This is a genomic window from Sorangium sp. So ce124 (genome assembly GCF_051525235.1).
Taxonomy (GTDB): domain Bacteria; phylum Myxococcota_A; class Polyangia; order Polyangiales; family Polyangiaceae; genus Sorangium; species Sorangium atrum.
On the sequence record NZ_CP150312.1, the window covers coordinates 1,171,006 to 1,183,144 of the forward strand.

A 12,139-nucleotide genomic window follows, 5' to 3' on the forward strand; every position below is an offset into this window, starting at 1 on the left:
ACTCCCACAACCAGGTCGGCTCGCCCGTGAGGGCTCACGCCTTGCAGAGGGCGGCGCATGCGCTGGATCGGATGCGCCTTGCCCCGCGCGAGGCGCAAAGGATGCGTGTCCTCGGCACGCTTTGCCGGAGAGGTTGCGGTCACCCTGTCGCTCGTGGGCCTGCTCGCGGGGTGCGGCGCGGAAGAGCCGCCGCCGGACCTCCGGCAGCCGGCGGGCTGGGACGACGCGCTGCGGCTGCCGGATGCCGAAGATCACGACCCCGCGCCCGACGTTGTCGAGGTGCACCTCGAGGCCAAGGTGGCCGAGATCGAGGTGGTCCCAGGGCTCACGACCGAGGTCTGGACCTACAACGGGATGCTCCCCGGTCCGACGATCCGCGCGAAGAAGGGCGATCGCGTGGTGGTGAAGTTCGAGAACCACCTGCCCGAGGCGACGACGGTCCACTGGCATGGTCTGCGCGTGCCGGCGTCCATGGATGGGACGCAGCACGTGCAGGAGCCCATCGAGCCGGGCGAGGGCTTCGAGTACTCCTTCACCGTGCCGGACGCGGGCACGTTCTGGTACCACCCGCACCTTCGCTCGAGCGCCCAGGTCGGCGCGGGCCTCTACGGCGCGTTCGTCGTCGAGGAGGCTCCGGAGGAGGCGCCGCTCGGCGACGAGCTGCTGCTCGTGATGAGCGACATCGGCATCGAGGAAGACGGCTCGCTCACCGCCGCCGACGAGAGCGGATGGTTCGGCGATTACTTCGGGCGCGAGGGATCGAGGGTCCTGGTCAACGGGAAGATCTTGCCGACGGTCGCGGCGCGAGAGGGCGTTCCGCAGCGCTGGCGGGTGGTCAACGCCGCGCGCAGCCGCTATTTTCGCTTCGCGGTGCCGGGCCAGCCGCTCGTGAGCATCGGTGGAGATGGGGGCCTCTCGGAGAGCCCGCTACCGGTGGACGAGGTGACGCTCGCCCCGGGGGAGCGCGCTGAGCTCTACCTGCTGCCCGTCGAGGGCCAGTCGGTGGTGATCCCGCTCCTGGACGCGAATCGATTCCACCTGCCGAGCGAGAATGATCCCAAGGACCTCATGCGCCTCGAGCTGGCCGACGAGCCTCCGGGGTACGGCGCGCCGCCGCTTCCCGAGCGACTGGCAGAGATCGCCTCGATCGACACGACGGGCGCGCAGCGGCAGGCGGTGGAGTTCATGGAGCAGGGCGACGCCGACGGAGCGGTGCTCGGGATCAACGGCCAGACAGGCGGCTCTCTCATGTTCTCTGCGAAGACGAACACGGTCGAGATCTGGACGCTGACGAACACAACCAACTACGATCACCCGTTCCACCTGCACGGGTTCTTCTTTCAGGTGCTCGACATCGACGGCGCCGGGCCGCCCGTGCGCGCATGGCGCGATACCGTCAGCCTCGTGCCTGGAGAGACCGTGCGGATCGCGATTCCGTTCGACGACCGCGCCGGCATGTGGATGTTCCACTGTCACATCCTCGACCACGCGGATCTGGGGATGATGGCGATGCTCCACCTGATGCCGTGAACGGTCCCTCCGATGAGGTGCGACGGCTGCCGGGCGTCAGACCCACGCCTGGGTCGAGGGATCCCAGCGCTTCCAGGTGCCTTTGTCGTCCATGTAGAGCTCGCTCTCCCCGGGGAGGGCGCGGAAGCGCTTGCTGCTGATCTTCAGATCTCCGATCCTCCCCGAGTAGTCGGTCTGCGCCTCGGCGCCCTTGATGCTCCGCATGTCGGCGACGAGCTCTTGCCCGCTCGCCTCGACCACCACATAGCCGTGGGCGTTGCTGTTGGCGTGGGCGAGGTGCGGGTTGATCTTCGTCTCGGGCGACGTGAGCAGCGAGTCGATGCTGAGGGCGAGCGCCGCGGCGCCCGGGAGCCCGCGCAGCGTCGGATCGCTCGCGACCTGGCTCGTCAGGATCTCGCGGAAGGACGCCGAGGAGACGGCGCCGCCCACGAGCTCGACGATCTTCTTCGTGGGATCGCCGCTCGGGCCGGGCGTCCCAGCGTAGAAGGCGTGGACGTCGCCGGTGATCGCCACGACGCCCCCCAGCCCGACGAGCCTCTCGAGCAGCTCGTCCCGCTTGTTGCGGAAGCCGTCCCAGGCGTCGGTGGTCAGATAGAAGCTGCGCTTGAACTGGGCGGGGAGGGAATAGGGGCTGAGATCGACGGCGAGCTGGACGAGGCAGAACTCGTTGCCCCAGACCTTCCAGGTCGCCTTCGAGCCTTCCATGGTGTCGAGGAACCAGGCCTCCTGCTCGGCGCCCATCATGTCCTCGCTCGCGCCCTGCGTCTCCTTGTAGCGGATGGCAGCGTAGATATCGAAGGTGTCCTTGGCCGTGAAGTAGCGGGTACCGATGATGCCGTATGCGTTGATCTTGCCGAAATCCACGTAGGCGATGCCCCGCTCCAGGCCCGCTTCCGCGGGGTCGATGAGCGGGATCTGCATGTCCGCCGGCAGGCCCTCGTTGGCGGCGGCGACGATCCCGTTGATGAAGGCGACGCTGATCTTCCCCGTCACCTCGGCGGGATCGTAGCCCACGGCCTCCGCGGCCCCGATGAGGACCGGCGCATAGATGCCGTCGCCGTAGGTCTCCACGTCCACATAGGGCAGGGCGGCCGCGGGGACCTCCCCGAGCTCGGCCACGAGCTTCGGCTGATCGAGCGCGACCCTGCCGGGGAAAGCGTCCTCGGGGATGAGGTGATCCGGCCGGTAACTGCGCAGATCGGTCATCACGAGGTGGACGTGCCGGCCGAACACGAAGTCGCGGTAGATGTGGAATTCGTCCGGGAGCGAGGCGCCCGGGTCGAGCTCGACGTCGTCGCCGTAATCGACGGGCTGGTACTCGAACCAGGCCTGGTTCGCGGCCTTGCGGCGGTCCGCGTCGGTCTCGTCCTGCCGGCCGTCGAAATACGTGGCCGTCGCGCCGAAGCAGTCGTTCGAGAACTCGTGATCGTCCCACGTGGCGATCATCGGGAAGCTCTCGTGGACCTTCTGGAGGTTCGCGTCGGAGCGGTACGTCCTGTAGAGCTCGCGGTAGTTATCGAGCGATCTCGCCGCGTGGTAGGCGCCGTCGCCGTCACCGAGGGAGATGCTGCCGGCCACGTCGGTGAAGACGACGCGTCGCCCGCTCGTGCTCTGGAAGCTGGGATCGCCGTCCGTCTCGTAGATGTAATCGCCGAGGTGGACGAAGAAATCGAGCTCCTCCTGGGCGAGCGCCAGGTAGGGGTTGTAGTACCGCCCCACGTAATCCTGGCAAGACACGTAGGCGAAGCGGACCTTGACGTCGGCCCCCTCGGCCGGGGCGGTCTTGGTGCGCCCCACGCGAGACGCATAGCTCGTGTCGCCCTTCACGTAGATGAATCGGTAGTAGTAAACCGTGCCCGCCGCGAGGCCGCGGACCTTCACCTTCACGCAGTGATCGTGCCTCGCGAGCGCCTTCACCTTCGCCTGTCCGGCGTCGAGCGCCACCCGCTGCGCGAACCCGGCGTCGGTCGCGACCTCGACCTCGAGATCGAGATCCTCTGCGCCGTCCTGCACGCGGGTCCAGAGGACGACGCTGCCGGGGCGTGGATCGCCGGAGGCGACCGACTGGGGGAAGAACTCGGAGCCGTCTGCCAGCTCGCGCTCGTTATCGAGCTCGACCGGGTTGATCGTCTCGGGATCGTCGCCGCAAGCCGGGACGACCAGCGCGCCGGCGGTGACGAGCGTGGCTCGAAGGAAATCTCTGCGCTTCAGCATCGGGCGACCAGGGAATCCTGGAACTTTCGCCGATGTCAATCTCCTCGTGGACCCAGCCGCTTCGCGCGCTGGCGGCCACGCCTGTAAAGCGCAAAGCGCGGCGTCCGGTGGGTGAGGTAAGTGGGCGTGCTTACGCATTGCCGAGCATGGCTGAGCATGGCCAAGCGCTGACGGGCGTGGTCAAACGTGACCAAACGTGGTAGATAAGCTGTCGGGCGCTCGTGAGTCCTGCCCTAGGACCGCATTGGTCTTCAAGGGATAGATGAGCTAAGTTGAGCGTTTATCATGCGGCAGCGGGGCAGGACACCGGAGGGCGAGTCCGACATGAGGTCGGGGCACAGCGTCCCTGACCGTCCTGGCGCCGAGCGTCGCGACTCGATCCTCCCGTCTCCACCCGGGCAGCCTTCCGGGCCCGGGCGTTCCGGCCCGTCCAGCGAGCGGTCGCCTGCTTCGAGGTCTGCTTCCTCGCGCAAGGTGCGGACCATCGACGTCCTCGTTCAGGGCGCGACCGTGGAGCTCTTCCACTTTTACGGCGTCGCCATAGCGCCTGCGGACCTCGGGGAGCGCCGCGACGAGGCGCTCGTCCACAGCGATCCTGCGAGCACGGTCGAGTTCTCTGCGCCCGGCTTCTCCGGCCTGCTGGCCTTGTCGGCGCACCCTGGCGTGTTTCGCGCGATGACGGGGTTGCCGCCCACGCTCGATAGCGTCGACGACTGGATGCGCGAGGTCGTCAATCAGCTCATGGGAAAGGTGAAGAGCCGCCTCGCGCGGTTCCAGATAGCGCTTCACGCAGAGCTGCCGCAGCTGCGCCGCGCGACCGACGTGGCGCGCCGGTACCGGGGCAGCAAACAGCAGTTCTGCTATGCCTTCCGGACGTTGAAGGGCGAGGTGGTCGTCACGCTGGGCGGCGACTTCGACGAGAGCTCGCTGGTGTTCTCGAACTCGTCGCCGCTCCCGCTCGATGGCAAGGTGATCCTGTTCTGAGCCCTCTTGCGCGGCACAGCGCTGCCGCGGCGCCGCTGCCGGTGGCGGCAGGGGGCGGCAGGCGCTCCGGTCGCGGCGGGCGCCGGGGCGACGCCGGCGCCAGGGCTCTGCGCATGCGCGAGAGATGCCGTGACGAGCACTGCTCCGATGGACGCGCTCGACGCGCGCGCGAGGCGCCGTGCCGGCGCTCGCGGCAGTGAACTCCGACCCATCATCATTGATTTCTCCCCGTCCGCGGAGCCTTCGTTGCGGTTCCAGCCGACGTCGCACGCGCTCTTGCGGACTTGCGAACTTCACGCGTAGCATACACAGCGACGAGGACGGGCGGGGAACTCGACGCGCTCCATCACGCTCGCACCACAGTTGGGTGAGACATCACAACAGGAAAGAACGTGAATCAGGAGAGCACACATGGTGTGCGGGCGAACGTCGATGATGACTCCACGTGTGCACGCGTCGATTGTCGTTTGCATCATCAGCATCATCAGCGCCGCGCGCGGGGCTCAGCTCGCCCGGTGCCCGTGCTGAGCGCGCCGCGCGCGGGGACAGGCGTTCGCGCGAGATCCCTCGTCACGAAGCACACGAGATGCGCGCGGGCGCCGCGCCGCGCGGGCCACGCCGGAGGGACGGGGGCATGCCGACATTGCGTAGCGCTTCGATTCGACTGAAGCTGTGGTCGCTCGCCGGCGTCCCCGTCGCGGGGGCCCTGCTGCTGGCGGCGATGATCGTCGGCGACGCGCGGCAGCAGGCGGCGAGGGCGGCGGGGATAGGCTCCATCGAGGACCTCGCGCAGCTCTCCTCGATCATGGCGAAGCCGCTGCACGCCCTCCAGAAGGAGCGGGCGTGGACCGCGCTGGTCGAGGGGCTGGAGGCCCGGCCTCCGGAGGCGATCGACGTCGAGGGCGAGCGGCGCGCCACGCCGCCCCTCAATCGCGCGGCGGAGCTCCTGCGCGCCGGCGGCCATCTCCGGGACGCGCGGGCGGCGACCGACGAGAGCCTCGCCGACCTCGACGCGTTCCTGGCCGCGCGCGACCTCTCCGGGCTGCCGCGCCGGCTCGCCCGCGATCTCGCGGAGGCGCGCGCCAAGGTCGGCGAGCTCGGCGCGTTCCGCAGCGAGGCCGACGCGAAGACGGTGCCGCTCGACGGCGTGCTGAGGGTCTTCGGCGGCATCAACGTGAGCCTCATCCGGGCCAACGCCGGTCTTTCCGAGCTGAGCGACGAAGGCGAGCTCCTGCGCAGGATCCAGTCGATCGTCGCCGTCCACGAGTTCGCCGAGCGCGCCAGCCGCCAGCACGCGCTGCTCGCGCACGCCTTCGCGTCCACGCAGTTCGAGCCGGGCGCCTTCAAGACGCTCGTGACGCTGATGACGGAGGAGCAGCTCTATCACGAGGAGTTCATCGCCAACGCGTCGGAGCCGGCGCGGGCGCTCTACGACGCCGCCCGCTCCGACCCGCGCGTGCGGCGCGCCGACGAGCTGCGCGCCGCGGCGATCACGTCGACGGACGATGCGCTGGCGATCGATCACGACGCGTGGTTCGAGGCGCAGCAGGGGCGCGTCGACGGGCTCGCCGCGATCGAGGAGGAGGCGATCTCCGGGATGAGGCGCGCGGCGGCGGCCAGGGTCGCGGACACGCGGCGGACGGTGCGCGACGGCATCGCGGTCTCGGCGTTCGTGCTCCTCGTGTCGGTGGCGCTGGCGCTGGTGCTCGTGCGGGGGATCTCCCGATCGCTCGAGGTCCTCGGCGAGGCCGCGGCCCACGTCCGGCGGACGCGCGACTACACGACGCGCGCCCGCAAGACCGCCGACGACGAGTTCGGGGCGCTCACGGACGCCTTCAACGAGATGCTGGCGGGCATCCAGGCGCGCGACGAGGTCCTCGAGGGCCACAGGCAGAACCTCGAGGCCACTGTCGCGGAGCGGACCTCGGAGCTCGAGAAGCGCAACCGGGAGATGCGCCTCGTCCTCGACAACGTCGATCAGGCCCTCGTGACCATCCACAGGGACGGCACGATGGAGCCCGTGCACTCCGCCGCCTTCGAACGCCTCTTCGGCGTACCGGCGCGCGATGAGCACTTCGCCGATCGCATCGCCGGCCACGATCCGCGGGCCCGCGCGTTCCTCAGGATGGGGTGGGAGGCCGCCTGCGACGACTTCCTCCCGCTCGAGGTCGTCCTCGACCAGCTCCCGAAGACCCTGCACCGCGAGGGGCGCTACCTCGCGCTCGGCTTCAAGCCGATCCTGTCGGGAGAGGGCCAGTTCAGCGGGGCGCTGATGGTGATCACGGACGTCACGTCCACGATCGCCTCCGTGCGCGAGGCCGAGCAGCAGCACGAGTATATCCAGGTGTTCGAGCGGGCCGTGAAGGACCGGCTCGGCCTCGTCGGCTTCGTCAACGACACGACCAAGCTCGTCGACGCCGTGAGCGCGCGGTCGAGCGGCGAGGTGGACGAGGTGATGCGCCTCGTGCACACGATCAAGGGGAACGCCGGGCTCTGGGACGTGACGAGCGTGGCGAGGGTGGCGCACGAGATCGAGAGCTTCGTCGTCGAGGAGCGCGCGCTGCCGTCCGACGAGCAGATCGACGCGCTGAGGGACGTGTGGCTCGCGTTCGTGGGGCGGGTGAGCGTCCTGCTCGCGTCGACGGCGCAGTCCTCGCGCGCCGACGTCGGCCACGAAGAGGTCGATGCCTTGCTCGCCATGGTGCGCCAGCGCCGCGACCCCGCCGAGATCGAGCGGGCCATCGCGGCCCTCCGCGACGAGCGGACCGAGGTGCGGTTCAGCCGGATGAAGGACCAGGCCGAGACGCTGGCCCGGAAGCTCGGCAAGCCGAAGCCCGACGTGCGCATCGACGCCGGGGGCGTCCGGCTGCCCGCGTCGCGGTTCGCCGGGATGTGGCAGGCGCTGGGCCACGTCGTGCGCAACGTGATGGACCACGGGATCGAGCGGCCGGAGGCGCGCGAGGCGGCGGGCAAGCCGTCGAGGGGCACGCTCACGCTCAGCTCGCGGATGACGGCGGACGAGATCGTCATCGAGATCGGCGACGACGGGGCGGGCATCGACTGGGAGCGCGTGCGCGAGAAGGCCGTGGCTGTCGGGTTGCCGGGCGCGACGCGGCGCGATCTCGAGGCCGCGCTGTTCTCGCCCGGCTTCAGCACGGCCGAGCAGGTCACGGACGTCTCCGGCCGCGGCGTCGGTCTCGGCGTCGCGCTCCACGAGTGCCGGCGGCTCGCGGGCCGGGTAGAGCTCGACACCGAGCGAGGCCAGGGGACGACCTTCCGCTTCCGGTTCCCCCGGGATCCGAGCGACGCCGCGGGGGTGTCGCTGACGACTGCCTCGCTGCCGCCTCCGAGCGGGCGGGGCTCGCTCGTACCTCCCCCTTCGCGGGGCGGATCGAGCCCGGGCATGGCGTCGGGGAGCGCGTGACGCGGTGAGCACATCGACAATGCAGAGCGAGAGATCGAGGAGAGGGGAATGAACTCGGAGAGCTGGGACCGCATCCATGAGGAGCTCGCTTCGTCGTGCGTGCACCTGTTTCGCGACAACGGCGTCGAGCTCCTGCGGCTGGACGACGCAGCGTCGGAGGCGACGCCGGGCAACGCGGTGGTCTCCTTCATCGGCTTCACGGGCGACCACCTTCGCGGGAGCCTGACGCTCGTCGCCCCCGTGGCGCTCATCATGCGCAGCCACCCGCTGAAAGAGCAGCGCGAGATCGACGAAGACATGGTGTGCGACTGGGCGAGCGAGCTCTCGAACCAGCTCCTCGGGCGGGTGAAGAACCGCCTGCGCCACCTAGGGCTGGTCATCGTGCTCTCGACGCCGAGCGCCGCGATCGGCGAGCACCTGCGCGCGAGGGAGGAGCAGAGCGAGGGCTTCCGGCGGCTCCTGTTCGCCGCGGGGCCCGACCGGCTCGTCGTGCTCTTCGACGCGCTGGCCCCCGACACCGCGCTGGAGCTCGAGGAAGTGAACATGCCCGATCCGCAGCCCGAGGGCGAAGTGCTGCTGTTCTGAGCCGGATGGCCGTACACGCAAGAGGAGACACGTCACATGGCCAAGAAAATTCTTCTCGTCGAGGATTCGAGTACGGTCCGCCAGCAGGTCGGCATTCTCCTGTCGGGGGCGGGCTATGGCACGCTGGAAGCGGACAACGGCCGAGATGCGGTCGCCACGGTCGCCGCCCACAAGGATGACCTGGCGATGATCATTGCGGACGTGAACATGCCGGTGATGAACGGCATCGAGATGATCCAGAGCCTGCGGGACAAGGGGCTCGCGTCGGGCGTTCCGATCCTGATGCTGACCACCGAGGGGCAGCCGGAGCTCATCGAGAAGGCCCGGAAGGCCGGCGCGAAGGGCTGGATCATCAAGCCGTTCAAGCCGGATCTGTTGCTCGCGGCGGTGAAGAAGCTTGCCGGCGAGCCCTGAAGCTGCTGCCGCGCGCGGCGGCCATCCCCGCGAGATCGGCCCGATCGAGGGGCGCTCCCCGGTACAACCGAAAATCGGCGATTGCTGCCGGGGTTGGGCGGATCTGCCCTGCGGCGCTGGACAGCGCTCGGTGCTTGCGGCGTAGCGCCGATCCGTGTGACTCTCTGTGCGGAAAGTCACCAAGGGCGCCCGAATGGGCAGACCTGGTCCACCGGCTTCGGTTGACCTGTCGACTACTCGTTAGCCGGGCGAAGCACCATGGGATTGTTTGATGTGGTCATCGCCCGAGCGGACTGCCCCGGCTGCGGGCATTCCCAAGAGTGGCGCATCCAGTACAAGTACGGCCGTTGCAGGCAGCACGAGTACAGGCTCGGTGACGCGCTCTGCTGGTTCGATCCGCCCGGGCGTCCGGCGCCGCTCGAAGACGACGGCGAAAATGTCGGCGGACTCGTCGCCGTCCCCGGGTTCGTCGAGACCGGCTGTTCGAGGTGCGGCCAGGGAGAGGGCGCCGTTCTCCGCTTCGAGAACAATGTCGCTTCCAGCGTGGAGATCAGGTCCTCGGTGGGAGGCGACGAGTACGCGCAGCTCGAGCGCCCGTCTGGATGGATGCGCTTCTGGTCACGCCGCGTGGCAGGCAGCAGGAACGAGGATCGCCTCGATCTGAGCTGCCGCGGCGATCGATGGACCGTGGCCGTCGCTGACGGCGCCGGCGGGCTCGCAGGCGGTGCGGCCGCGGCGAGCACGGCGGCGGGCGCGATGGTGGCGCTCGGCGCGGAGAGAGAGCTCGATCCGGACTCCTGGTGCGAGCGCATCCGCCGACTCGACGGTGAGCTGGAAGCGGAGCCGAGGTGCGGCGAGACGACCCTCGTCGTCGTCCAGGTGAGCCAAGGCGAACTCTGGGGGGCCAGCGTCGGGGACTCGGGCGCGCTCGTCGTCGAGCCGGACGGGCTGGTCGACCTGACTTCAGGGCAGATTCGGAAGCCGCTGGTCGGCAGCGGTGCGTGCAGCCCCGTCGGCATCCCCCGACGGCCGCTCACGGGGCGCCTCCTGGTCGCAACCGACGGCCTCCTGAAGTACGCGTCGTGGGCGACCCTCGGCGCTCTCGCTCGCACAGGCGATGTGCAGACGGCGGTCGAGGCACTGATCCAGGCGGTGACTCTTCCATCGGGCAACCGGCCCGACGACGTCGCGGTGGTGCTCGGCGAGTGCGTCGGCTAACCTGCCGCTGCTGCCGACGCCGCTTCGCGGCGCGGCAGAGTGGCAACTCGTTAGGGGGACCTGGAGTGGCAACCGACGGAACGAACCATCGCGATGCGCTGCGCCAGGCCGACGAACTCGCGAAAAGAAACGAGTTTCGTGGTGCTGCTGCCGCATACCTCGAGGTCGCTCGCCAGTTTTTCGCCGAGGGCCAGCATCTCAAGGCGGCCGCCATCGCGAAGACCGTAGTTGCGCTTGCCGGCAGCCGACCCGACGAGCTCCGGTCCGAACACATGTCGTCCCTTGAGCTGTGGCGAGATGCCGTCGGGGTTCTTGGCCTGCGTGACGAGGCCGCGCGTGCGACCGTGGAGCTCGAACGTCTTCAGCAACACAGGTGACTGGTCGACGTGTGGACGCCCCCTAACGAGCCGCTGAACCTGACACCGGGGCCGGTCCGAGGTTGTTTCGACTGACGTGCCTTTGGCACATCAGTCTGCCAGAGTCTATCCTTCGCGGTGAGCTTGCGGTATCGTCGGACCTCGGTGCAGGTTAGCGCCGGTGTTGGGCGGAGAGGAAGAAGGAAAGATTCACAGGGAGGCGGGGAGGCGGGGAGGCGAGAGATGGGGATCAGTCGTTCGAACCATCAGGCTCGGCGGCGACTGCTTCGGGCGGCATCGATGCGGGGCGGCTGGTGGTGCCGGGGTGGTCGTCTTCAGTTCGACATCGGGAGAACCGGACAGACTCCGCACCGCGGCGTACCAGTCGTCGGATCCCACGGCGGAGCACCGGCGTGTTGAAGTTGACGAGCAACCCGACGTCCAGGTCCATCAGCTTCAGGTATGTGAGCACCTGAGCTTCATGGACTGGCAGCAGGTGATCGACAGGCTTGAGCTCCAGTATGAGCTTTCCCTCGACGACAACGTCGAGTCGATAGCCACAGTCGAGCGTGGCTCCCTTGTAGGTCACTGGAAGTGGCCTTTGCCTGGCGAAGCTCAAGCCCATGAGCGACAGCTCATGACACAAGCATTGTTCGTAGGCAGACTCCAGGAGCCCGGGACCGAGGTGACGGTGCACCTCGATGCACGCTCCAATGACTCGCTCGGACAGATCCCACAATTTCCTCGTTTCCCTGTCTCCCTGTACCAAGTCCATGCTCATGCCTATATGTCGACGCGGGGCCAGCTCTGGTTGCGCGAGATTGACATCGCCGGGAACCGCCCTGCAAACGACCGACCTGAAAGCAGTCGACCCCAAGCGAGCAGGCTCGAAGGATGTTCCCCACCTCTTGCCTCTCCACCTTGGTCTCTCTCTTTCTCTTCTTTCCTCCCCGTCTCCCCGTCTCCCTGTATACTCTCTCTCTTCCGCTGTCTCCCGCCCAACAAACCGCTGGTGCCGGCGGCGCTTCGCGCGGTGGCACACCGGCAAGACGTTCGGCCTCTCGAGCAGGAATGGGTCGATGCCTTACTACAGCGTGATTCTCGAAGGGAAGGGTATAAAGGTCCAAGGGGCAGACGGGGAACCACCGATCATTGGCTTCTTCGCGACGCGCGCGGTTCGAGCCCGCTCAGTGAAGCAAGCAGAAGAAATCGCCAAGGCGATGGTCCTCGCGGACTGGACCACTGGGGAGTATGCACTCTTGAATCAGGGTGGGGCACCGGTGCTGAAGGTGGAGGGCATCGACGCCTTAAGTTGGTGGAGATTTCTGCGGTTCAAGAACACGGGGCACGCTTTCTTTAAAACAGTCGACGAGGACGATGCCGAATAAGCCGAACGGGAGCTTGACACGAGCGA

The 12,139-nt window shown here is 68.2% G+C and carries 9 protein-coding genes and 1 pseudogene; 7 read left to right on the forward strand and 3 right to left on the reverse strand.

The features are described 5' to 3' along the window. Positions 1-105 precede the first annotated feature (105 nt). On the forward strand, positions 106-1,530 hold the full coding sequence (locus WMF19_RS04340; RefSeq protein ID WP_437897916.1) for a multicopper oxidase family protein: 1,425 nt from the start codon (positions 106-108) through the stop codon (positions 1,528-1,530). A 36-nt stretch (positions 1,531-1,566) separates the two neighbouring features. Here the strand turns inward: WMF19_RS04340 and WMF19_RS04345 are convergent, their stop codons facing one another. Beyond that, on the reverse strand, positions 1,567-3,744 hold the full coding sequence (locus WMF19_RS04345) for an alkaline phosphatase D family protein (RefSeq protein ID WP_437897917.1): 2,178 nt from the start codon (positions 3,742-3,744) through the stop codon (positions 1,567-1,569). Positions 3,745-4,218: 474 nt separating this feature from the next. Here WMF19_RS04345 and WMF19_RS04350 point away from each other — a divergent pair, with 474 nt between their 5' ends. From WMF19_RS04350 to WMF19_RS04370, 5 genes are all read left to right on the forward strand, one after another. Further along, positions 4,219-4,728 carry a chemotaxis protein CheX gene (locus WMF19_RS04350; RefSeq protein ID WP_272097904.1) on the forward strand — a complete coding sequence of 170 codons (510 nt, stop codon included), beginning with the start codon at positions 4,219-4,221 and terminating at the stop codon, positions 4,726-4,728. 634 nt (positions 4,729-5,362) lie between these two features. Next, entirely contained in the window at positions 5,363-8,152 is a 2,790-nt protein-coding gene (locus WMF19_RS04355; RefSeq protein WP_437897918.1) for a nitrate- and nitrite sensing domain-containing protein, read from the forward strand. Positions 8,153-8,200: 48 nt separating this feature from the next. Continuing rightward, entirely contained in the window at positions 8,201-8,737 is a 537-nt protein-coding gene (locus WMF19_RS04360; RefSeq protein WP_437327609.1) for a chemotaxis protein CheX, read from the forward strand. A gap of 36 nt (positions 8,738-8,773) precedes the next feature. Beyond that, on the forward strand, positions 8,774-9,151 hold the full coding sequence (locus WMF19_RS04365; protein WP_437549671.1) for a response regulator: 378 nt from the start codon (positions 8,774-8,776) through the stop codon (positions 9,149-9,151). 258 nt (positions 9,152-9,409) lie between these two features. Further along, the gene (locus WMF19_RS04370; protein ID WP_437897919.1) at positions 9,410-10,369 is read left to right on the forward strand and encodes a protein phosphatase 2C domain-containing protein; all 960 of its coding nucleotides are present in this window, start codon (positions 9,410-9,412) and stop codon (positions 10,367-10,369) included. Positions 10,370-10,419: 50 nt separating this feature from the next. Here WMF19_RS04370 and WMF19_RS04375 read toward each other — a convergent pair whose 3' ends face one another. Further along, on the reverse strand, positions 10,420-10,740 hold the full coding sequence (locus WMF19_RS04375) for a hypothetical protein (RefSeq protein WP_437897920.1): 321 nt from the start codon (positions 10,738-10,740) through the stop codon (positions 10,420-10,422). A gap of 361 nt (positions 10,741-11,101) precedes the next feature. After that, positions 11,102-11,500, reverse strand: a pseudogene (locus WMF19_RS04380) (GxxExxY protein); the annotation flags it as partial. 304 nt (positions 11,501-11,804) lie between these two features. Here WMF19_RS04380 and WMF19_RS04385 point away from each other — a divergent pair. Further along, positions 11,805-12,113 (forward strand): hypothetical protein, encoded by a 309-nt coding sequence (locus tag WMF19_RS04385; RefSeq protein WP_437327613.1) that lies wholly within the window; start codon positions 11,805-11,807, stop codon positions 12,111-12,113. Positions 12,114-12,139 lie beyond the last annotated feature (26 nt).